Source organism: Mesorhizobium sp. EU05-FHT14A09 (genome assembly GCF_058790995.1).
This window is the reverse complement of the sequence record NZ_JBYTDF010000002.1, coordinates 151807-174089: the sequence shown is the minus strand read 5'-3', so window position 1 is coordinate 174089 and position 22283 is coordinate 151807. Positions and strand designations below refer to the sequence as shown.

General features: G+C 61.5%; 22 protein-coding genes. 10 read left to right on the top strand and 12 right to left on the bottom strand.

Annotated features, from left to right (window positions below):
* Positions 1-47: 47 nt before the first annotated feature.
* Genes lpxD through lpxB form a run of 5 tightly spaced genes read left to right on the top strand, consistent with a single transcriptional unit; the run spans position 48 to position 4454 of the window.
* A complete protein-coding gene (gene lpxD, locus AC3WTO_RS08155; protein ID WP_492460210.1) occupies positions 48-1100 on the top strand; it encodes a UDP-3-O-(3-hydroxymyristoyl)glucosamine N-acyltransferase in 1053 nt (350 codons plus the stop codon).
* Positions 1093-1563, top strand: a complete 471-nt coding sequence (gene fabZ / locus AC3WTO_RS08150; RefSeq protein ID WP_492460209.1) for a 3-hydroxyacyl-ACP dehydratase FabZ — start codon at positions 1093-1095, stop codon at positions 1561-1563. The genes lpxD and fabZ overlap by 8 nt, the downstream gene beginning before the upstream one ends.
* A gap of 14 nt (positions 1564-1577) precedes the next feature.
* Complete coding sequence (lpxA, locus tag AC3WTO_RS08145; RefSeq protein WP_492460208.1) at positions 1578-2411, top strand: acyl-ACP--UDP-N-acetylglucosamine O-acyltransferase; 834 nt, start codon at positions 1578-1580, stop codon at positions 2409-2411.
* The gene (locus AC3WTO_RS08140) at positions 2389-3288 is read left to right on the top strand and encodes an LpxI family protein (RefSeq protein ID WP_492460830.1); all 900 of its coding nucleotides are present in this window, start codon (positions 2389-2391) and stop codon (positions 3286-3288) included. Before lpxA ends, AC3WTO_RS08140 begins: the two co-directional genes overlap by 23 nt.
* The gene (gene lpxB / locus AC3WTO_RS08135; protein ID WP_492460207.1) at positions 3288-4454 is read left to right on the top strand and encodes a lipid-A-disaccharide synthase; all 1167 of its coding nucleotides are present in this window, start codon (positions 3288-3290) and stop codon (positions 4452-4454) included. The genes AC3WTO_RS08140 and lpxB overlap by 1 nt, the downstream gene beginning before the upstream one ends.
* A 26-nt stretch (positions 4455-4480) precedes the next feature.
* Here the strand turns inward: lpxB and AC3WTO_RS08130 are convergent, their stop codons facing one another.
* From AC3WTO_RS08130 to gltX, 4 genes are all read right to left on the bottom strand, one after another.
* Positions 4481-4894, bottom strand: a complete 414-nt coding sequence (locus tag AC3WTO_RS08130) for a YqfO family protein (protein ID WP_492558411.1) — start codon at positions 4892-4894, stop codon at positions 4481-4483.
* A 200-nt stretch (positions 4895-5094) separates the two neighbouring features.
* Entirely contained in the window at positions 5095-5487 is a 393-nt protein-coding gene (locus tag AC3WTO_RS08125; RefSeq protein ID WP_492460205.1) for a DoxX family protein, read from the bottom strand.
* Positions 5488-5782: 295 nt separating this feature from the next.
* Positions 5783-7072, bottom strand: coding sequence for a citrate synthase (gene gltA / locus AC3WTO_RS08120; RefSeq protein WP_492460204.1), 1290 nt, complete (start codon positions 7070-7072; stop codon positions 5783-5785).
* A 177-nt stretch (positions 7073-7249) separates the two neighbouring features.
* Positions 7250-8671 (bottom strand): glutamate--tRNA ligase, encoded by a 1422-nt coding sequence (gene gltX, locus AC3WTO_RS08115; protein WP_492460203.1) that lies wholly within the window; start codon positions 8669-8671, stop codon positions 7250-7252.
* Positions 8672-8762: 91 nt separating this feature from the next.
* On the opposite strand from gltX, the gene AC3WTO_RS08110 reads away from it, so the two are divergent.
* Positions 8763-11309: a ComEC/Rec2 family competence protein gene (locus AC3WTO_RS08110; protein WP_492460202.1), complete on the top strand. Its 2547-nt coding sequence runs from the start codon at positions 8763-8765 to the stop codon at positions 11307-11309.
* A gap of 26 nt (positions 11310-11335) precedes the next feature.
* Here AC3WTO_RS08110 and lexA read toward each other — a convergent pair whose 3' ends face one another.
* Together lexA and AC3WTO_RS08100 are read right to left on the bottom strand one after the other, a co-directional pair.
* On the bottom strand, positions 11336-12058 hold the full coding sequence (gene lexA, locus AC3WTO_RS08105) for a transcriptional repressor LexA (protein WP_492460201.1): 723 nt from the start codon (positions 12056-12058) through the stop codon (positions 11336-11338).
* A gap of 193 nt (positions 12059-12251) precedes the next feature.
* Positions 12252-13139 (bottom strand): LysR family transcriptional regulator, encoded by an 888-nt coding sequence (locus tag AC3WTO_RS08100; RefSeq protein ID WP_492460200.1) that lies wholly within the window; start codon positions 13137-13139, stop codon positions 12252-12254.
* 115 nt (positions 13140-13254) lie between these two features.
* Here AC3WTO_RS08100 and AC3WTO_RS08095 point away from each other — a divergent pair, with 115 nt between their 5' ends.
* The gene (locus AC3WTO_RS08095) at positions 13255-13599 is read left to right on the top strand and encodes an antibiotic biosynthesis monooxygenase (RefSeq protein WP_492460199.1); all 345 of its coding nucleotides are present in this window, start codon (positions 13255-13257) and stop codon (positions 13597-13599) included.
* 55 nt (positions 13600-13654) lie between these two features.
* Here AC3WTO_RS08095 and AC3WTO_RS08090 read toward each other — a convergent pair whose 3' ends face one another.
* The 6 genes from AC3WTO_RS08090 to AC3WTO_RS08065 form a co-directional block, all read right to left on the bottom strand.
* The gene (locus AC3WTO_RS08090; protein WP_492460198.1) at positions 13655-14695 is read right to left on the bottom strand and encodes a hypothetical protein; all 1041 of its coding nucleotides are present in this window, start codon (positions 14693-14695) and stop codon (positions 13655-13657) included.
* Positions 14696-14799: 104 nt separating this feature from the next.
* Positions 14800-16005 carry a molybdopterin molybdotransferase MoeA gene (locus AC3WTO_RS08085; protein WP_492460197.1) on the bottom strand — a complete coding sequence of 402 codons (1206 nt, stop codon included), beginning with the start codon at positions 16003-16005 and terminating at the stop codon, positions 14800-14802.
* Complete coding sequence (moaC, locus tag AC3WTO_RS08080) at positions 16005-16490, bottom strand: cyclic pyranopterin monophosphate synthase MoaC (protein ID WP_492460196.1); 486 nt, start codon at positions 16488-16490, stop codon at positions 16005-16007. The genes AC3WTO_RS08085 and moaC overlap by 1 nt, the downstream gene beginning before the upstream one ends.
* Position 16491: 1 nt before the next feature.
* Positions 16492-17304: an indole-3-glycerol phosphate synthase TrpC gene (gene trpC, locus AC3WTO_RS08075; RefSeq protein ID WP_492460195.1), complete on the bottom strand. Its 813-nt coding sequence runs from the start codon at positions 17302-17304 to the stop codon at positions 16492-16494.
* Between the two features lie 14 nt (positions 17305-17318).
* Positions 17319-18329, bottom strand: a complete 1011-nt coding sequence (gene trpD, locus AC3WTO_RS08070) for an anthranilate phosphoribosyltransferase (protein WP_492460194.1) — start codon at positions 18327-18329, stop codon at positions 17319-17321.
* Positions 18326-20221, bottom strand: coding sequence for a peptidyl-prolyl cis-trans isomerase (locus AC3WTO_RS08065; RefSeq protein ID WP_492460193.1), 1896 nt, complete (start codon positions 20219-20221; stop codon positions 18326-18328). Before AC3WTO_RS08065 ends, trpD begins: the two co-directional genes overlap by 4 nt.
* A 119-nt stretch (positions 20222-20340) precedes the next feature.
* Between AC3WTO_RS08065 and tpiA the strand changes: the two genes are divergently transcribed.
* From tpiA to AC3WTO_RS08050, 3 genes are all read left to right on the top strand, one after another.
* Entirely contained in the window at positions 20341-21108 is a 768-nt protein-coding gene (gene tpiA / locus AC3WTO_RS08060; RefSeq protein WP_492460192.1) for a triose-phosphate isomerase, read from the top strand.
* 140 nt (positions 21109-21248) lie between these two features.
* Positions 21249-21710 (top strand): preprotein translocase subunit SecG, encoded by a 462-nt coding sequence (gene secG / locus AC3WTO_RS08055; protein ID WP_492460191.1) that lies wholly within the window; start codon positions 21249-21251, stop codon positions 21708-21710.
* Between the two features lie 167 nt (positions 21711-21877).
* On the top strand, positions 21878-22261 hold the full coding sequence (locus AC3WTO_RS08050) for a rhodanese-like domain-containing protein (RefSeq protein WP_492460190.1): 384 nt from the start codon (positions 21878-21880) through the stop codon (positions 22259-22261).
* Positions 22262-22283: the final 22 nt, after the last annotated feature.

Here is a 22283-nt window from a genome sequence, read left to right as displayed (position 1 = left end):
TTCTGCCCGGAAGGCCACGGTCTGATTTGGCTGGATACCGCTCAGGAATGACCGAACCGGTGTTTTTTGTGCCTTCACGCCGGTTCACGGTGGCCGAAGTCGCGAATCTGACGGGTTCGGCCTTGCCCAACGAGGCATATGCCGAGACCGTCATCGAGACGATCGCGTCGGCAACCGACACCAACGACAAAGCCCTGGTTTTCGTGGACGGCAAGCGCAACGTCGGTCTGATGCCGGCATTGAATGCTGCAGCGGTGCTCTGTACGGCAGATATTGCCGACAAGGCTCCTGCCGGTGTCGCCGTGCTGATCAATCCACGTCCGCAGCAGGCTTTCGCCATGATTGGCCGGCTGTTGTATCCCGATGCCTCCACACCGGTCGCCCTGACCTCCGAAACGGGTGTTTCGCGTCACGCTTTCGTCGATGATACGGCTCATGTCGAAGACGGGGCCATCGTCGAGGCCGGTGCCGTGATCGGTGCGGGTGCGTATGTGGGCAGCGGTACGGTTATTGCGCCGAATGCCGCCATTGGGCGCAACTGCCGCATCGGGCGCGACGGCTATATCGGTCCCGGTGCCAGCGTGCAGTATGCCCTGGTCGGCAATCGCGTCATCATTCATGGCGGTGCGCGTATCGGACAGGACGGTTTTGGCTTTGCGGGCGGTGCCAAGGGTCCGGAACGCATGCCGCAAATCGGCCGCGTGATCATTCAGGATGACGTGGAAATCGGCTCAAACACCACGGTAGACCGCGGTGCCATGGCTGATACCGTAATCGGCGAAGCTACGAAAATCGACAATCTGGTCCAGATTGCCCACAATGTGCGTATCGGTCGGGGATGCATCATTGCGGGTCATTGCGGTCTCTCCGGTTCCGTGACATTAGGCGACTACGTCATGCTGGGCGGCCGCGTGGGCATCGCAGACCACATTACTGTGGGCGATAGGGTGCAGGTGGCCGCGTCCTCCGGCTTGATGTATGACATTCCTGCGGGCGAGCGCTGGGCTGGTATGCCTGCGCAGCCGATGCGTGATTTCTTCCGGGAGCTCTCGGCGATTCGCGCGTTTACGAAGCATTCCAAGGGGGACAAGAATGGCTGATACGGCCGGTTCGACGCTCGAAGTCGTCGATCTGATCGGGTTGATGAAAATCCTGCCCCATCGCTACCCGTTCCTGATGATCGACCGCATCATCGATATCGATGGCGACAACTCCGCCACCGGCGTCAAGAATGTCACCGTCAACGAGCCGCATTTCATGGGGCATTTTCCGGAACATCCGGTGATGCCGGGCGTGCTGATCCTGGAGGCGATGGCACAGACTGCGGGCGCTATCTGTATCCGCTCCGCGGGTGCGGAAAAACCGTCGCTCGTGTATCTTTTGACCATCGACGGTGCCAAGTTCCGCAAGCCCGTCGTTCCGGGCGATCAACTGCTGATCCATGTGCGCAAGCTCAAGAAACGCGGCAATCTTTTGAAATTTGCCTGCGAAGGCAAGGTCGACGGTGCCGTCGTCGCCGAGGCAGAAGTCCAGGCGATGATGGTCGAAAACGAGCGACCATAGGTTTTCAGGTACGCATGACAATCGAGACGTTCATTCATCCCGCAGCCGTTGTGGAATCCGGTGCCCAGCTTGGCGTTGGTGCTCGCATCGGCCCATTTTGCCATGTCGCGTCCGACACGGTTATTGGTGACAATGTCGAACTGGTAAGCCACGTCTCCGTGCTGGGCGGAACGACCATCGGTGCGGGCACCAAAGTGTGGCCGATGACCGTTCTGGGCGGGCCTCCGCAGAACACGAAACACAAGGGTGGGCGCACGACGCTGGTTATCGGCGCCAATTGCACTATCCGTGAAAACGTGACGATGCATCTCGGCACCGACAACAGCCGGGGCGAAACCACCGTCGGCGACAACGGAAACTTCCTAGCCTACGCGCATGTCGGTCACGATAGCGTCGTCGGCAAGAATGCGACCTTTGCCAACGGCGCGACGTTGGGCGGTCATTGCGAGATCGGCGACAATGTCTATATCGGCGGCCTGAGCGCTGTTCACCAGTTCGTACGTGTTGGCGACAATGCCTTCCTGGCTGGGTGCTCGGCTTTTGTCGGCGATGTCATCCCTTATGCGATTGCGGTCGGCAATCGTGCCAAGCTGCGCGGACTGAACATTGTTGGCCTGAAACGAGCTGGCCTGGCGCGCTCGGAAATCTACCTGCTGCGGCGCGCCTACCGGGCGATCTTCGATCCGTCGCGCGCCGTTGCCGATAACGTCGAACTGGCAAAGGCGGAGTTTTCCGGTTCTCCTGCGGCAATGAAGATCATCGACTTCATAACCAGCCGTGGCAAGCGGCACTACACCGTGCCGCCGCTGAAAGGCGGCGCCGATGATGACGCCGACGACGACAGCTGAGGGCGACCGCCTTCAGCTTCCGCTGGACGCCCGGGTCGGCATCATTGCCGGTGGTGGCAAGCTCCCAATCGATGTTGCCAATGGTCTGGGCGAGCTGGGTCGCAAGCCGTTCATCCTGATGGTTCAGGGCGAGGCGTCGCCGGAGAGCGCACTTGGGCAATTCGAACACGAGGTGCTTGCGCTTGAGAACATTGGCTCGCTGGTTGGTATCCTGAAACGACGCGGCGTCACGCATGTCGTACTGGCTGGCGAAATCAAACGGCGACCGCGGCTTGGCGGCATGCGCTTCAGCCTTAGCCTGCTTGCCATCGTTCCGCTTGTGATTTCGGCGTTGGCGCGCGGAGACGATGGTCTTCTCAAAGTTGTTGTTCGCGGGCTCGAAGCACGGGGCTTCACCGTTGTCGGGGCGCATCAGATCGTTCCGAACCTGACGGCTAGCAAGGGAGCGCTGACACGCCTTGCGCCTTCCAAGACTGATTGGAAGGACATCGAGGCTGCGCACGAGGCCGCGATTGCCATCGGCACGCTCGACATCGGTCAAGGCGCCGTGGCAATCGGCGGCCGTGCGATCGCGCTGGAAGGGATAGAAGGAACCGATGGCTTGCTGGCGCGCGTGAAGGAATTGCGCGGTCACGGCCGGCTGGCTGGAAAGACCGGCGGTGTGCTGGTCAAATGCGCGAAGCCAGGGCAGGAACTAAGGGTCGACCTGCCATCGATTGGCGTTCAGACCGTCGAAGGAGCGCATGCGGCCGGTCTGGCGGGCATCGCGGTGGAGGCTGGCCGCTCCCTGATCCTGGATAGCGCCGAAGTCATCGCCAGGGCGGACATGCTCGGGCTGTTCGTAGTCGGTCTGGCGGGCAAGGAACGGGTTACCTGATGGCTGAGCCGCTCAAGATCGCCATCGTCGCGGGCGAGGAGTCCGGTGATCTTCTCGGTGCCGATCTGGTCGCGGCGCTGAAGGCAAAGACAGGCCGTGAGATCCGGCTTGTCGGCCTTGGTGGACGTCACCTTCAGGCGCTTGGTCTCAATCCGCCCTTTGATGCCAGCGAGATCGCGTTGATGGGCTTCAGTGCGGTGCTTGCCGGCCTGCCTCGGCTGATCCGTCGCATTGGTCAGGTTGCCTCGCTGATTGCGAGTGAAAATCCGGACTGCCTGATCACGATCGATAGCCCGGATTTTTCACTGCGCGTTGCGAAGAAAGTGCGCGCAGCTGCCCCGAACATTCCGATCGTCCACTATGTGTGCCCGAGTGTTTGGGCGTGGCGGCCAGGCAGGGCGCCAGCGATGAAGCCTCACGTCGATCACATCCTCTGCATTCTTCCGTTCGAGGCGAAGGCCCTGGAGCGTCTCGGCGGGCCGCGGGGGACCTATGTCGGCCACAGGCTGAGCCACGATGCTGGCGTGTTGCGCGCGGCTGCCGTGCAGAACACCCCCCGGAACCTTGACGAAGGCCGGGAGAAGACATTGCTGCTTCTGCCAGGATCACGGCGTGGCGAGGTGAAAAGGCTGCTGGAGCCATTCGGGGAAACCGTCGCGGTACTCGCCGAGCGCGGCAACAGGATGCGGCTGTTGCTGCCGACCGTGCCGCATGTCGCCGAGTTCGTGCGAACCACCGTTTCGTCCTGGCCGCAGCAGCCGGAAATCATCCTGGATGCCACGCGCAAATGGCAGGCATTCGGCGAGGCCGACGCAGCGCTGATCGCTTCCGGCACCGTATCGCTGGAACTGGCATTGTCAGGCGTGCCGATGGTGTCGACCTACAAGCTCGATCCCGTGGCCAAATTGCTGCAGAAGCTGATCACCACCTGGTCGGCACTGTTGCCGAATCTCATTGCCGACCGGGCGCTGGTGACCGAACTCTACGACATCTATGTGCGGCCGCAGAACCTGGCCCGCCAGATTGAGGCCTTGTGGTCGGACGGTGGCATGCGTGCCTGGCAGCAGGACGGATTCGCCGAAGTGCGCCGCCGCATGGCGACCGACCTCCCGGCAGGCGAGATCGCAGCAGCTGTGGTCCTGGCGGAAATCGACAAGCGTCGCTGATCTGGTGGTGTCTTGATCCCGGCGGCCTAGCTTGCCGAGCCGGATGGAGCGGTAGCGGGCTCGGTGTTTTTCTTCCAGTCACCCGTGGTGTTCCACCAACGGTTCGGATTACGACTGTCGTCAAAGCCCTTTGACCGGCTGCTCAGGATCGCCTGGAGGCGGATCACAGGTTCCTGGTAACTGTGAGCCTGGAAGATTGCCTCGATCACACGCTCGGCCAGCAACTGGTCCTGAGGCATTTCAAAAAACACCTCGACGACACCGGGCCGCTTGCGCAGCTCCGTTTCCGGCCCGGCTGCTGCGCCCTGCAACGGGCGATACCGTTCCATGCCCTCGGCCGACTGATAGGAATTGCTGTCATATTTGCCCATGACGAGCGGGATGATCGCGGTGACCTCGGCCATGATGCGGTCGACGTCTTCGGGCGGCGCCTGAAACATCACAAGTAGGACGGGCTGCAGGCTGGCTGATCGGGTTTCGAAGGCGTTCAACATCTCGGCGAGCTCTCCATGAGCGAAGGAACAATCCGAGATTATCCGCTCTATCCTGACAGGCTTGAGTCAGGAGCGTTTGGAGCCTGTCCAACAAAAAACAGCCGGCACGGGCCGGCTGTTTTCACATCTGCTATGTCAGCACGACGTCACTTGTTCTTGCCGAGCACGGCGTCGACGCTCCAAGGACCGGGGCCTGCCGCGGCGATGTAGAGGAAGGCGAAGCAGAACAGCATCGCAGCCTCGCCGCCGTTGAGCGCCGGGAAGAAGTTTTCCGGTGCATGGGCAATGAAATAGGCAAAGGCCATCAGGCCGGAAAGGATGAATGCCACCGGGCGCGAGAACAGGCCGACGACGAGCAGCAGGCCGCCGATGATTTCCAGCACGGCAGCTGTCGTGGTGAGGCCGTTCAGCGGGTAAGGGAATGGAGCCGGCCAGCCGAGCAGTTTCATGGTGCCGTGCGTCAGGAAGGTGGCTGCGGTCGTGATGCGCAGGATGCTGAGCAGCTGCGGCGCCCAGGACTGCAGAAAACCAAATTGCATAGTATCCCTCAATATCTTGGTTGAATGGTTGCGGGTGATCTCAAATGCAGCGAGTGCTGCCAATTCCGCACCTAACGGGGATTCGTGGCATTAACCACCGGCGCCCGGTCACATGAGGGCTGTCTCAAATCAACTGTTGTTGACCGTGTCGTGAGGTCTGCGTCGTGCCGGCTGTGCATGGGGCTTGCCCGCAAGATCGCTCTTTTGCGTTCCCGACAAAAGCAAACCGCCCCTGATGCGATTGGCATCAGGGGCGGCGAAACTTCAAAAACGGAAACGCTCGAGGCGTGAACGGTCAGCGCTTGGCGATGGGCACATAGTCGCGCTCGGGCGCGCCGGTGTAGAGCTGGCGCGGACGGCCGATCTTCTGGTGCGGATCCTCGATCATCTCTTTCCACTGCGCGATCCAGCCGACGGTACGCGCAACAGCGAACAGCACAGTGAACATGGTGGTGGGGAAGCCCAGCGCCTTCAGCGTGATGCCGGAATAGAAGTCGATGTTCGGATAAAGCTTCTTTTCGATGAAATACTCATCGGTCAGCGCGATCTTCTCAAGCTCGATCGCCACGTCGAGCGTCGGATCGTCCTTGATGCCGAGCTCTCCCAGCACCTCATGCGTGGTCTTCTGCATGATCTTGGCGCGCGGATCATAGTTCTTGTAGACGCGATGGCCGAAGCCCATCAGGCGGAACGGATCGTTCTTGTCCTTGGCGCGGGCGATGTATTCCGGGATGCGGTCGACGCTGCCGATCTCGGAAAGCATGTTGAGCGCGGCCTCGTTGGCGCCGCCATGTGCCGGGCCCCACAGACAGGCGATGCCGGCGGCAATGCAGGCGAAGGGATTGGCGCCCGAGGAACCGGCGAGGCGCACGGTCGAGGTCGAGGCGTTCTGCTCATGGTCGGCATGCAGGATGAAGATGCGCTCCATGGCGCGCGCCAGAACAGGATTGACCTTGTACTCCTCGCAAGGCACCGCAAAGCACATATGCAGGAAGTTGGCGGCGAAGTTCAGCTCGTTCTTCGGGTAAACGAAGGGCTGGCCGATATGGTACTTGTAGGCCATGGCCGCGATGGTCGGCATCTTGGCGATCAGGCGTACCGAAGCGACCATGCGCTGGTATGGGTCGGAAATGTCGGTCGAGTCGTGATAGAAGGCCGACAGGGCGCCGACCACGCCGCACATCACCGCCATCGGGTGCGCGTCGCGACGGAAGCCGGTGAAGAACCGGGTCATCTGCTCGTGCACCATGGTGTGGCGCGTGACGCGGTAGTCGAAATCGTCCTTCTGCGCCTTGGTCGGCAGTTCGCCATACAGCAGGAGGTAGCAGACTTCCAGGAAGTCGCCATGCTCGGCGAGCTGGTCGATCGGGTAGCCGCGATGCAGCAGCACGCCGGCATCACCGTCGATATAGGTGATCGCCGACTCACAGCTCGCCGTCGACGTGAAGCCGGGATCGTAGGTGAAAGCGCCGGTGGTCGAATAAAGTGCACCGATGTCGATCACGTCCGGGCCGACCGAACCGCTTCGGACCTTGAACTCGTGCGTCTTTCCACCGAGTTCCAGTTTTGCCGTCTGTCCGGTCATCGCAAACTCCTTCTTGTTCCCTTGTCTGCAGGCCAAGACGTTCCGTTACGCGGAACGCCACAAGCCCTTGAAATGCACGAGATTACAGCCGCCGGAATAATTAGGGCTGATTGATCCGGCGGCAATGTTGCACCGCAAAAGAAACCTTTCAATGCTAAAGTTCTTGGACCAGAACTCCTAATCGATTTGATCGGCGATGCGAGCAAGACTTTCGTCCCGGCCAAGCACTACCAGCACGTCGAAGACGCCCGGCGACGTGCTGCGGCCGGTGAGGGCGGCGCGCAACGGTTGCGCCACTTTGCCGAGTTTGACGCCAGCTGTCTCGGCATAAGCGCGGACGGCGGCTTCGGTCGTGGCGACGGTCCATTCGTCGAGTGCCTGGAAATGGCCGAGCACTGCCTTGAGGACCGCTTTAGCGTCAGCATCGAGCAAGGAGGCTGCCTTTTCGTCGAGCTGGAGCGGGCGCTGCGCCGCGATGAAATAGAGGCTGTCGGCGAGCTCGACCAACGTCTTGGCGCGTTCCTTCAGGCCAGGCATCGCCTGCAGCACCTGGGCCTTCTTCTGCTCGTCCAGCTGGGCGGCCAGCGCCTCGCCATTCGGCAGATGGGGCAGCGTGTCGAAAAACACCTTGGTCAGTGCCGCATCCTCCATGCCGCGCATGTGCACGCCGTTCAGCGCCTCGAGCTTGGCGAAGTCGAAACGAGCGGCACCTTTGTTTACGTCGCCGATGTCGAACCACGACACCATCTGCGCGATCGACATGACCTCGTCGTCGCCATGGCTCCAGCCGAGACGCGCGAGATAGTTGAGCAGCGCCTCGGGCAGGTAGCCCATGGCGCGATAGGCTTCGACCCCGAGCGCGCCATGGCGCTTGGACAGCTTGGCCCCATCGGCGCCGTGGATCAGCGGGATATGTGCCATCTTCGGCACATCCCAGCCCATGGCGCGGTAGATCGCGGTCTGACGCGCAGCGTTGGTCAGATGGTCGTCGCCGCGAATGATGTGGGTGACGCCCATGTCATGGTCGTCGACCACGACTGCGTGCATATAGGTCGGTATGCCGTCCGAACGCAGGATGATGAAGTCGTCGAGATCCTTGTTTGGAAAGCGCACCTCACCCTGCACGAGATCGTCGACGACGGTCTCACCCTCGCGTGGCACCTTGATGCGGATAGCGCCGGCAACACCCTTCGGCGCCTCGGAAGCGTCGCGGTCGCGCCAATGGCCATTGTAGCGCGGCGGCAATCCCTGCGCGCGGGCGCCTTCCCGCATGGCGTCGAGCTCGGCAGGTGTCTCGTAGGCATAATAAGCCTTGCCCAACCGCACCAGTTCCTCGGCGACCTCGCGATGGCGTGCGGCACGCTGGAACTGTGAGACAGCCTCGCCGTCCCAGGTCAGGCCCAGCCAGGTCAGCCCCTCCAGTATGGCGGCAGTGGCGGCCTCGGTTGAGCGCTCGCGATCGGTGTCTTCAATGCGCAGCAGCATCTTGCCATTGGTGTGCTTGGCATACAGCCAATTGAACAGCGCAGTGCGTGCGCCGCCGATGTGCAGATAACCGGTGGGTGAGGGAGCGAAACGGGTGACGACCTGATCGGACATGAAACTCTCGGGGAGAAGCGCAGATGCGCGGACTTTCGTTGTTTGGGCGTTCATGTAGCATAGGAGGTCAGGGGCGCAAGGGGCAGGCCCGATGGCTGGACCGGGGAGGGTTGGGCGAGGGGACGCTGATGCCGAACAAGGCATCAACGAGCGTCTTCTGTTCGCGTCTTCTGCGGCTGACGCCGATGGCGCCACTGCTGTGACGGCGGACGCGCCGGCGATCGAAATGCCGTCAGCGCTCGACGATCTGATCGCGGAACGGCGAAGATTGCGTTCCGAAGCCACAGCCGTTCCCGCTGACGATCCGTCATGGCCGATGGTCCGCTGGCCAGGCTTGCGAAAGCTGATCGGTCGAGATCCGCGCGCTCTGTTGGCCGGCGCGGTTGCGTTGGAGTTCGATCGTGGCGTTGCCTTCCTGTTCGTGCCGGTTTTTCTGGCAACTGGGGCGACGGTCTACTTTTGGCTCGATGCAGAACCGGCCTTCCCGCAACTGATCGCCAGCAGCCTGGTTCTGGCGGTCATCACATTGCTCTCGCGCTCCCGCCCTGGTGTGCACCTTGCGGCGATGGCGATACTGCTCCTCGTGCTCGGCATCCTTGCGGGCAAGGTCGAGACATGGCGCATGCCTGGCGATACGCTGGGAGCACAGGTGTCGACCAGTGTGACCGGCAGGGTCATCTCCGTCGAGCCAACGGCAACCGGGCGGACGCGGTTGACGCTGGACGTCATACGCACCGAGCGGCCCAAGCTGCGCTATCAGCCCCAACGCGTACGGCTGTCAGCGCTGGCAATGCCAGCCGATATCCGTGCCGGATCGATCGTGTCCGGCTACGCTCGACTGATGCCGCCCGCCGGCCCGGTGCGACCTGGCGGCTATGATTTTTCCTTCGAAAGCTATTTCGACGGGATCGGCGCGACCGGCTTCTTCATGGGCAAGCCCAGGCTTGTCTCTCCGGGAGAGGAAACGGCACCGCTCGCCACTCGGCTGTCTGTCGCCGTCGAGACCGCACGCGAGACGATTGCAGATCGCATTCGTGCTTCGATCGGCGGGCCGGAAGGAGAGATCGCCGCAGCGCTGATCGTCGGCGTGCGCGCCGGTATTCCAGATTCTGTCAATGAAGCGATGCGACGGACGGGCATCTATCACATCATCTCGATATCCGGCCTGCATATGGCGTTGGTGGCAGGCACCATAATGCTGCTGTTGCGCGGGGCGTTCGCGCTGTTTCCCGATTTCTCTGCGCGTCGGCCGGTCAAGAAGTATGCCGCTTTCGCTGCTCTCTGTTCGATCGCCGCCTATCTTGCGATCTCCGGCGTGGTGGTGGCGGCAGAACGCAGCTTCATCATGTTGTCGGTGATGCTGATCGCGGTGCTGTTCGATCGTGCGGCGTTGTCGATGCGCAATCTGGCAATCTCGGCGGTGATCGTCATCCTGACCGCGCCGCATGAGGTGGTTGGTCCGTCTTTCCAGATGTCGTTTGCAGCGACCGCTGCGCTGATCGGCGCCTACGCGGCCTGGGCTCAACGGCGTGAAGTGATGCCCGTAGCCGCACCGCCTGCGCGCTCTTTCGTTGGTTTTCTCGCGCATAAGTCTTTGATCGCAGTTGGCGCAATGGCCGCAACCTCGATCGTGGCCGGCCTTGCGACAACGCTGTTCGCGGTTTGGCATTTTCAGCGGGTGTCGCCGCTTAGCCTGTTTGCCAATCTGGCCGTCATGCCGGTGGTTTCGCTTGTCGTCATGCCGGCGGCCGTACTCAGCGCACTCGCGATGCCCTTTGGCGCCGATGGACCGTTCCTTTATGCGATGGGAAAGGGACTTACGGTCATGATGGCAATCGCCGACTGGATTTCCGCGCGCTCGCCTGTCGATGGTGTTGGTCTGGTTTCGACGCAATCGGTGCTTTTCGTCACCGCCGCGCTCGCCATCGGCGCGATGACGACGACATGGTTGCGGTTGCTGGCCTTACCTTTTGCGCTTGCCGGTCTGCTGACGATGGGCAATGTCGAAACACCCGATGTGCTGATCTCCGAGGACGCGCGCCTTGTGGCTCTGCCAATCGGCGGCGACGAGATAGCGGTCAGCAGGGCGCGACCCAATCCGTTTACGTTCGACAACTGGCGCAGGGCGCTCAATCTGGAGACAACAATCTTACCCGAAGATGTTTCGGGTGACGTCGATCTGACTGTTGAAAATGCGCTCGATATGCCCCTCGGAACGCCATTCCTGTGCGCTCGGCGGCTGTGCTTTGCCCGTCACCTGTCAGGTGCCGTCGTGGTGACGGCCGCCAGCACCGAGTCTGCCAAATCGGCCTGCGCGGTTGCGTCGCTTATTGTCATCGACGATGCAACCGCCCCCGACCCCTGCAACGATCCCGCAGTCGTGGTTGTCACCAAGCAGGATCTCGCCCGCGTCGGCAGTGCCGCAGTATGGTTTAACGCCTCTGCAGATAAGCCGGCTAATATCTCGTTCGCGCTCGATACCAAGGATCGACCCTGGCACATGCAACGAGGCTTTACGCGCGAGGCGAGGGGATTACCGCCGCGGCCGGAAAAGGCGTACAAGTCCAAAGGCAGGCCGGACAAGATACCTTCCCGGACTGCCGTCAACGCTGATGTCGTTCATAAAAACGATAAATAGCCGGCTAATTGACTAAGGTCCGCGCTTCAATACCGACGGATCAACCCGACCAACTTGCCTTGTACCTTGACCCGGTCTGGGCCGAAAATGCGGGTCTCGTAGGCGGGATTGGCAGCCTCCAGCGCGATCGAGGCACCCTTGCGACGAAAACGCTTGAGCGTCGCTTCTTCCTCGTCGACGAGAGCCACGACGATTTCGCCCGGATTGGCCGAATTGGCATTGCGGATGATGACCGTATCGCCATCGAAGATACCGGCTTCGATCATGGAGTCACCTTTGACTTCCAGGGCATAGTGCTCGCCGCCCGAAATCATGTCCGGCGGCACGGAAATCGAATGCGTTCGATGTTGGATGGCGTCGATCGGCACACCAGCCGCGATGCGTCCCATGACCGGGATGGAAACGGCGGCGGTAGCGTCGTCGTCATTGCTGGGAGCCTGCAGGCGCTGCGGCTCCTTGGGTACCGTGCGACCCAGGCTGCCCTGGATGACGGCCGGTGAAAACTTCTTGGCCGCATTGAGGCCAGGAGCGATCGAGTCGGGGAGGCGCAGCACCTCGAGTGCACGGGCCCGGTTTGGCAGGCGGCGAATGAAGCCGCGCTCCTCCAGAGCGGTGATCAGCCTGTGGATGCCCGACTTCGACGCCAGATCGAGCGCTTCTTTCATCTCGTCGAAGGACGGTGGAATCCCGCTTTCCTTCAGCCGCTCATGGATGAAGAGCAAAAGCTCGTGTTGCTTGCGTGTCAGCATCGCCACCCTCCGTGGAACGGAACCGGAATCAGAAAAACAAACCCGGAACAAACACTATCTGTTCCATTTGTGTTCCGCAACCATTTAAAGTTTAATGAATTTGTTGACCCTTTGTTCAGCGTAACGGCGGGGATGGCTGCTTCTTGTTCCGCGAGGTCGCGTCGTGGAATCCAGGAAGGCGCGCCGCTCGCACTTAATCAGCAAACAGATTTTCGACCATGTAGTCGACGAAGACACGGACCTTGGGCGAGAGGTGGCGACTTGTTGGCCACAGGATGCGGAAGGTTCCGGTTTCGCCAAGATAATCGGTCAGCAGCGATACAAGTTTGCCCTGGGCCAGTTCGGTCGATACCGCGAATGGCGGCAGGCAAGTGACGCCGAAAGATCGCTCGGCGAGGTAGATCAATGGCTCCAGCGTGCTCGCAACGGTGGTCACGGGAAGATCGAGTTTCACATCGCGCCCATCGCGCATGAGGGGCCAGGGTTCGAGCCGCCCGGAATTCGCATAGCGATGATGAAGGCAACGGTGTTTGAGGAGGTCTTCCGGCGTCTCGGGTGTGCCGTTTTCGGCGAGATATTTCGGCGCTGCCACGATCTTATGCCGGAAAGTGCCGAGCTTGCGGCTCATCAGGCGCGTGTCCCCGACATCTCCGGTGCGGATCACCGCATCAAAGCCCTCTTCGATGACGTCGACGAGCCGGTCGGTAAAATCGAGGTCGAGATTGATATCCGGATATCGTTCCATGAAGGCCGACATTGTCGGCATCAACAGCATGCCCGCGAGCGGGAGGGAAACACGAAGCTGCCCGCGCGGGGTCACCTGCGATCTCGAAAGCTGGACCTGCGCCTGTTCGTATTCCGATTGGATGCGCCGGCATGTCGCAAGGAAGAAGCTTCCCTCTTCAGTAAGGGCCATGCTCCGCGTGGAGCGGTGAAAGAGCCGGGCACCCATTTCGTTTTCAAGGCGCGCGACGGCTTTGCCGACAGCGGAAGCAGTGAGGCCGAGTCGCTGCGCTGCGCCGATAAAGCTTCCGGCTTCCGCGACCTGCACGAAGATGCCGAGTGTTCCAAGTCTGTCCAATTGCGGAATTTTCTTCGTTAGTTATGAGAATGCGAGAATATTTATCTGCCTGTTTGTCCTGAATATCCAGAGGACGCCGCGGCAAGACAGCCGCGATCGTCAGATGGAGACTTTCATGAGCAAACTCACCGCAGGCTTTTCGGCCTCACCGCAGCCGACGACCTTCGTGGTCAACGTTATCCATGCCCATCCGGGGAAGCAGGAAGAAGCTTTCGCCATCATCCAGGATGTCGTGCACTACGTCGCCGAACGCCAGAAGGGCTTTCTGTGGAGCACACTCGCCAGGAGCACCGACGGTGAAACCGTCGTCAATGTCGAAGCGATCCAGGGCGCCGGCAATGTCGAGGAGTTCTTCTCCGATCCCGTGTTCGCGGAAAAATTCCGCAAACTGGATGCCGTCTCGAAATGTGAATTCCATACCTATACGGTCGGCGATCTTGTCCTGCCAAAAAGGGCGTAGCCGATTGGTCACCGGCGACGTCACGTTTTGACGCGCAATGCGTCTGCCACGCCCATCAGGAAGTTGGCTGCTTTGACTTGGACCGGCGTAATGCAAACCAGCCGGCTATGAGCACGGCCAGCATCATGGCGACATTGTGGGCATATTTGGCGAATGGCTCCACCTGACCCGCCAGCGGAAAATAGGTGAATGCCAGCACGCCTCTGCTCACCAGAAAAGCCAGGGCAATGGCGGCGATATGGCGGGTATCCCAGCCTGGTCGCCGCGCTTGCTGCCAGATGAGTCCGCCGATGACAGCGGTAGCAACGACGTTGAAGAGGAAGCCATCCCAGCTTTCCCCGAAGATATCGCTCGCCAATACGAGGGCTGGCAGGAGGGTCAGCGCAAAGACGAAAAGCGGGGCGGGCGCCGCGATATCTCTCGCCAGGTCCAATTTCAGTCGGGAATTTCTTCCTACAACCCACGCGGCTGCAACACATGCGGCGGCCAGACCAGCGGATATGGTGAATTGTGCCGCCGAGGCACTGCGGGAATCTGGTTCCGAGGCGATAAGCACCGCGGTACCCGCATAAGCTATAGCGGCAATCGCTATGCCCACAGGCCCTAGCCAGGGCCTGTGGGCACGATCGGGTCGCCATGCTTCCGCAACCGCGATCGGTGCGCCGAAGCTGAAAATTACGTGGCCGATGATGAAATTGAATGCCTGATTTGCACTGACGGATAGTGCTGGGATAAAAGCCGCCTGCCGGGATTCTGCCCAGCCCTCGTATCCGACATAATCCTGACTGAAGAGAGACTGATCAATCAGGCATGCCTGGGCAATACCCAGCGCAAGCGTGAGCAAGAGCAGCGACGGCCAACCCCATCCGAGTCGACGGGCGACTTCACGCGCGAGCAATGCCGGGGCGCCGTAGAGTGCTGCAAAGAAAATCAATGCGAAGAGAACGGCGGCTATTTTCCCAGTGTTTTCGGCATAAGCTGCCAGCAGTTCCGAGCCAATCGCACACAGCCCCGCCAGACCCAGCACCTGAACGGCTCCGAGATAATCGCGGTGATCTTGTGCAGGGGGCGGCAAAGGCTGTTCTTTCGGAACCAAATTCCCCTCCCGCTCGCCATCCGCGAGCACTCGATCATCGAGCCCTGGTGAATGACGGTCAGGGCCTCTGCCGGCTATCCATCGGCCGAAGCCAAAACGTCGGATCAGCGCAGCATCAATACTTTGCAGATCGAATCGGCTTTGACGGCAGGCGCATGCGGCGGACGAATGATCAATCCGTTGGCTTCCGAGAGCGTTCGCAGCATCGAGGAATCCTGCACGCCGAACGGCGTCGCCGCCAGTGTGTCGCCATCCTGTTCGATTCGGGCACGGATGTAGTCCTGGCGGCGGTCATTTGCGGCCATGTCGGTCGTGAGCCGTGCTTCGCGGATATCCTGGCTGAAAGGCCTTCCGCCGAGCCGCGCGAGCAATGGCTTCAGGAAAAGCTGCGAACAGACGAGGCTGGCCACGGGATTCCCGGGCAATCCTATGCAGCGGACTGCGCCCATCCGCCCGAACATCAGCGGTTTTCCGGGGCGCATGGCGAGCTTCCAGAAGTCCAGCGTCATGCCTTCGCCGGTCAACACCTCGTGGACGAGATCATGGTCTCCAACAGAAGCACCACCCAGAGTGACGATCACGTTGGCGCCGGCATCGACAGCTTGCCGGACCGCGGCGGCGATCGCGTCCTTGTTGTCGGGGGCAATGCCGAGGTCCAGCGCATGCGCGCCGACGGATTGCGCGGCAGCCGCCACGCCATAGGCGTTTGACGAGATGATCTGGTCAGGTCCCGGCGCGCTGCCGGGCAGCAACAATTCGTCGCCGGTGGCGATGATGGCAACCAGTGGCCGACGCACCACGGCGAGCGCCGGATGATTGGCAGAAGCGGCAAGCGACAACGCTGCGGCGTCGAGAACGCGCCCTTTCTTGAGCAAAACATCGCCGGCATTGAAATCCAGGCCCTTACGGCGGACATTGCGTCCCTCGGACGAGGGCTCCTGAACTTCGATCATCCCGTTGCCGAGATCGCGCACGTTCTCCTGGATGACGATGGTGTCGGCGCCGGCGGGCAAGGGGGCGCCGGTGAAGACCCGCACGGTCTCGCCGGTGCTTACGGTGCCGTGAAACCCGCGGCCGGCCGGCGCGCTGCCTATGACCTTCAGCGTCGTTGGTGTCGTTGCGACATCGGCAGCCTTCGCCGCATAGCCATCCATCGCGGAGGCATCGAACGGCGGCTGCGTGCGCAGAGCCGCCAGCGGCGCCATCAGCACCCGGTCAAAAGCATCCGCGAGCGCAACGGTTTCCGCCCCGAGCGGCTCCGCATCGCCCAAAAGTCGTTGTAAAGCTTCCTCGACCGGAACCAGCGACATCAGGCGCCCGCCTTGTAGTCGCCTGACTTTCCACCGGTCTTCTCCACCAGCCTGATACCGGAAATGATCATGGCGCGGTCCACCGCCTTGGCCATGTCGTAGATGGTCAGGCAGGCGACCGAGGCCGCGGTCAGGGCTTCCATCTCGACGCCGGTCTTTCCAGTGACACGCGCGAGCGCCGTGACCTTCAGGCCGGGCAGGGCGTGTTCTGGCTCGATATCGACCGAGACCTTGGTCAGCAGCAAGGGATGGCAGAGCGGAATAAGTTCATGCGCCTTCTTCGCAGCCATGATCCCGGCGACGCGGGCAGTCCCCAGCACGTCGCCTTTCTTGGCATTTCCATCGAGGATCATGGCCAGTGTTGCAGCCTGCATCGAAACAAAACCTTCGGCCACCGCGGTGCGGATCGTTTCGGCTTTGTCGCCGACATCGACCATGTGCGCTTCGCCCTGCGCACCGAGATGGGTGAGGGCGTTTCCGCTCATGTCAGACGGCCTCTGCTCTGGCATCGAGCCCGAGCAACTCGCGGGTTGCGGCCGTCACGTCGACCTGCCGCATCAGGCTTTCCCCAACAAGGAAGGTGCCGATGCCGCTTGTTTCCATGCGGCGGCAGTCGTTATGGGTAAAAATGCCACTTTCGCTGACCAGCAGCCGATCGGCCGGCACAATCGTCGCCAGCCGCTCCGATGTCTCCAGACTGGTCTCGAACGTGCGCAGGTTGCGATTGTTGATGCCGAGAAGGCGCGACTTGAGCTTCAAGGCGCGCTGCGTCTCATCCTCGTCGTGGACTTCGACCAGTGCGTCCATGCCGAGCGAGAAGGCGGTGTCTTCAAGTTCCGCCGCCAATCGATCGTCGACACTCGCCATGATGATCAGGATGGCATCGGCGCCCCAGGCGCGCGCCTCATAGACCTGATAGGGATCGAACATGAAATCCTTACGCAGGGCCGGAAGAGCAACAGCGGCGCGGGCCGCGGTCAGAAATTCCGGCGCACCCTGGAAGGAGGGTGAATCGGTCAGAACCGAAAGGCACGCGGCACCGCCGGCCTGATACGCTTTCGCAAGGACGGGTGGATCGAAGTCGGCTCGGATCAATCCCTTGGATGGACTTGCCTTCTTGATCTCCGCGATCAGCGCAAACGCCCCGGCAGCACGCTTGGCCTCCAGTGCGGCCAGGAAGCCACGTGGACGGTCGGCATCGGCGGCGCGTGCCTTGAGCTCGGCCAGCGGCAGACGCGCCTTGGCAGCGGCGATCTCTTCGCGCTTGTAAGCCTCGATCTTGCGCAGGATATCGGCCATCGTTCGATCCTGACCTACTCGTTGGAAACCTTGACCAGTTTTTCCAACACCGCCTTGGCCTTGCCGGTGTCGATCGCGGCTGCGGCCTGTTTCACGCCGTCTTCCAGTGTCGCGGTCTTGCCGGCGACCACAAGGCCTGCGCCCGCGTTCATGAGCACGGTATCGCGATAGGCCCCCGGTGCTCCGGAAAGCAGCTTGCGCAAGGCTTCGGCATTGTAGCTGGCGTTGCCGCCGCGCAAATCCTTCTTGCTATGGCGTTTCAACCCGACCGCCTCCGGCGTCAACTTGAAAGTACGGATCGCGCCGCCGACCAGTTCGGCCACATCCGTCTCGCCAGTCGTGGTGATTTCGTCATAGCCATCGCCATGGGCGACCCAGGCATGATCGGCTCCCAGCGCCTTCAACGCTTCTGCGACCGGAACGACCCATTCCGGCGCAAAGACACCAACCATCTGGCGGCCAACGCCGGCCGGATTGGAAAGGGGGCCAAGCAGATTGAAGATCGTGCGGGTGCCAAGCTCGCCGCGCACCGGGCCGACATGTTTCATGGCCGGATGATGCGATGGCGCGAACATGAAGCCGACGCCAGCCTTGGCGATGCAATCCCCGATCGCTTCTGGCGTCAGGTCGATCTTGATGCCGAGCCCGGTCAGCACATCGGCCGAGCCGGTCTGCGAAGACAGGCCGCGATTGCCGTGTTTGGCCACGGGCACGCCTGCGCCCGCGATGACGAAGGCGGAGGCCGTGGAAATGTTGAGCGAATGCGAGCCGTCGCCGCCGGTGCCGACAATATCGACCGCACCTGCTGGTGCCTCGACACGCAGCATCTTGTCGCGCATGGTCGCCACCGCGCCGGAAATCTCGCTGACGGCTTCGCCGCGCACGCGCAGCGCCATCAGGAAACCGCCGATCTGGCCGGGCGTGGCATCACCCGACATGATGATGTCGAAGGCCTCGCGCGCTTCCTCGAAGGACAGTGTCTTGCCTGCTGCAACCTTGGCGATATGGGGTTTCAGCGCACTCATTGGATCTGCTGGGCCTGCTCGATCGCCACCTGGTCGACCTTGACGCTGAACTGCGACTGCAATTGCGCGACCAGTTCCTCGAGGAGATCGTCCGACATGCCGGATGCGAACGACTTCTTGACATCGTCAGGAACGGCCGAGGGATCGGCAGCAGCCGGTTCGAACACTTCCGCCACCTTGAACAGGATCTTGGCCGTGCCTGTGGGAGCCGAGACGATGCCCGAACCACCTTCGGCGATGGCGAAAGCAGCCGCTGTGCCCTCCTTGCCGAAATCTGCGTCATCGGCTTCACGCTTCAAGCCGCGCTTGGTCTGCTTTTCGAGCTTCAGCTCACCGGCGACGGTGTCGAGGGTGGCTCCTGCCTTGACGCGCTTTTCCAGTTCGTCGGCCTTGGCGGTAAGCCGCTTCTCTGCCTCAGCCTCGGTCCAGTCGGCGACCACTTTTTGACGCACTTCGTCCAGCGTGCGGTCACGGGCAGGGGTGATGCCGTTCAGCTCGTAGAAGACATAGCCATTGTCGGCGGTCGTCAGCCCTTCGTTCTCGATGCCCTGCTCGGCATCGAACACTGCGCGGATGAGCGATACCGATTCCGGCAGGCCTGCGAGGACTGTACCATCCGGGCGTTGGCCGGTACGATCGATGGCCTCGATCGGCACCACCTTCAGTTTCAGCTTGTCGGCGGATTCCTGCATGGTGGAACCACCGGCGCGTGCGTCTTCGTAGGAATCATGGGTGTCGAGCAGGATGCGGCTCGCTTCGTTGACGGCCAGTTCCTTGCGGATTTGATCCGACACTTCGGCAACCGGTTTCACCACTTCCGGCTTGATTTCGGTGACGCGAAGCAGCACCGGGCCGAAGGCACCCTGAACGACGGGGCTGACCTCATTGGCCTTGAGCGCGAAGGCGGCTTCAGCGACGGCCTTGTCGGCGATCTTGTCCTTGGCCAGCGTACCAAGCAGCGTGTCGGCCTGCGTCTTTCCTTCCGCCGTCACCAGCTTGTCGAAGGTCGCGCCGCTCCGCAATGAATCGAATGCGGCGGTTGCCGCTTCAGGCGATTTGAAGACGAGCTGCTCGATGGTGCGTGTTTCAGGTGTCGTGTAACGGGCCTTGTTCTTCTCGTAGTCGTCCTTGATCTGTTGCTCGGTTACCGCGGACAGATCCATGATGTCCTCGGGCTCGAGGCGGACATAGGAAAACTTGCGGTATTCCGGGGCGGCGTATTTTTTCTTGTTGGCCTCGAAATAGGTCTTCAGGTCGGTGTCGGACGGTGCCGCGATCGGCTCGACCAGCGCTTTCGGCAACACCAGATAGTCGATGGTGCGATCTTCGCCACGATAAAGCGCGACGGCCTTGAGGAACGTATCCGGGGCTTTCATGCCGTCGGACACGGCCTCGACGATCTGCTGGCGGGTCGCAACCTGCACACGGTTCTTCAGATAGTCTTCCGGCCGCATGCCGATCTGGCGCAGTACATAGTCGAACAGCCGGCGATCGAACTGGCCGTTGCCGCCCTTGAAAGCAGGGTCATCGCGGGTGAGTTCGGCAACTCGGTCCTCGGAAAGGCCAAGGCCGAGCTTGCGTGCCTGTTCGTCAAGCACGGCGCCGGAGACCAACTGCACGAGCACGCGGTTGTCGACACCGAGCGCCTTGGCCTGTTCCCGCGTCAGCCGCTGGCCGAACTGCTGCGACATCACATTGAGCTCGCGATCGTAGGCGAGGCGGTATTCCGTTACGGAAACAGACGTGCCACCTGTCGTCAGCACACTATGGTGCCCGGCGATGGTGCCCATCATGCGGCTGGAGATACCCCAAACAGCGAAGCTGATCACCAAGAGGGAGAGCAGGGCTTTTGCGACCCAGGTTCCCGCCGCGCTTCGCAATGTAGAGAGCATGATGTTGTCCGTATTTGAAGTAAGCCAAGCGCAATAGCGTCCTTCAAGCCTACTGTCGATTGCTTTGTGGCCTGTTTTTGGTAGGGAAGGCCCGGACAGAACGATCGGAGAACCGCAGAATGACGCCAGGTATACGTCTCCTCGTGGCAGGCAACTGGAAGATGAACGGAACCGCCGCTTCGCTTGGCGAACTGCGTTCGATCGGTTATGGCTTCATGAGCGGCCTTGACACCGAAACGGACGCGCTGGTCTGTGTTCCGGCGACTTTGCTGTCGCGTGCTGCTGAAGCGGTTGCGGGCACTCCGATCAAGGTTGGCGGTGAGGATTGCCATGCCAGGGAAAATGGTGCGCATACCGGTGACATTTCCGCGGAGATGCTGAAGGACGCCGGTGCCAGCCACGTCATCGTCGGGCATTCCGAGCGTCGCACCGACCACGGCGAAGATGATGCTGCGGTCCATGCCAAAGCGGAGGCGGCGTGGCGAGCAGGCATCGTGGCGATCATCTGCATCGGCGAAACCCGGGAGCAGCGCGAGCAGGGCGCTACGCTCGACGTGCTATCGCGACAGGTAACCGGCTCGGTGCCTGAAAGCGCGACAGCTGCCAACGCGATCCTGGCCTACGAGCCGGTCTGGGCGATCGGCACCGGCCTGACGCCGACGGCTGGCGATGTTGCCGAGGCACACGCCCATATCCGGGCGAAACTTGCCGAAAAGCTCGGAGCTGCCGAAGCCGCCAGGATTCGCATTCTCTATGGTGGTTCCGTCAAGCCTTCCAATGCGGTGGAATTGCTGGGCGTTGCCAATGTCGATGGCGCCCTGGTTGGCGGTGCCAGCCTGAAGGCAGCCGATTTTCTCGGTATCGCCGAGGCTTACAGGAGTCTGTAGGAAACGTTCGGCGGTTGCAAAGGCAACCCCGATCCCCATATTCGGGCACCGGGCTTGGAAATGCCACGAAAGCATTGTATGAGCCGCCACCTGTTCACCGGTCGACGCTGGTGTCCGCGCCAGTTTTGCCAAGGTAGACAATGCAAACCGTCCTGATCGTCATCCATCTCATGATCGTGCTCGCGCTTGTCGGCGTGGTGCTTCTGCAACGCTCTGAGGGCGGCGGTCTTGGTATCGGTGGCGGTTCAGGTTTCATGACCGCGCGTGGCGCTGCCAACGCGCTGACCCGTGCTACGGCGATCCTGGCGGCGGCTTTCTTCGCCACCTCGTTGGTCCTTTCGATCGTTGCGCGTTACGGCGGCAAACCGACCGACTTCCTGGATCGTGCTCCGATTACGCAGCAGACAGGCGGCAAGGGTGTTCTTGATCAGCTACCCGGTAACGTCCCGACTGCACCGGCTGCCGCTCCGACACCGCCTTCCGGTGATGCTGCCGGCACGCAGCCAGCGGCGCCTGCCGGTGGTACAGCGGCTCCTGCCGCAAACGGTACGACGGCTCCGACAACGCAGCAGCCCGCCCAGCCGCAGGTTCCGAACCAATAAGGCTTCCGCCTCACGGCTTTCCTATCGACGCCCGCCAGGATCGACCGTCTTGGTGGGCGTTTTCACGTGACGGTGATTTGTCTTCGGGGCGTAGGCCTTTCGATGGTCTATCCAGACTCAACTTGTCCTACTAGGCTCCGGGCTGTTCGTTACGGAGGAGGCACAAAATGCCAAGCAGCGTCAAAGACATGATGGCAGCGGCGAATGCGGCGGTGCCGAAAATTACCGCAGATGAAGCGCGGAAACTGATCGCCGACGAAAATGCCGTGGTGGTTGACGTGCGCGATGCTCCGGAAGTCCTGGCCAGCGGCAAGATCAAAGGTGCGATCAACATCTCGCGCGGCATGCTCGAGTTCCGTGCCGATGCCGAGACACCTTATCACAATGCCGAGCTTCGCAAGGATCGGCCGATCATTGTCTACTGCGCTTCCGGAGGCCGATCGGCACTGAGCGGCAAGATGCTCAAGGATATGGGCTTCCAGAAGGTCTATAACCTCGGCGGTTTCAAGGACTGGGCCGAGAATGGCGGCGCGGTCGAATCTGGCAGCTAGGCTGGAGGCCCGGATCCCTCCG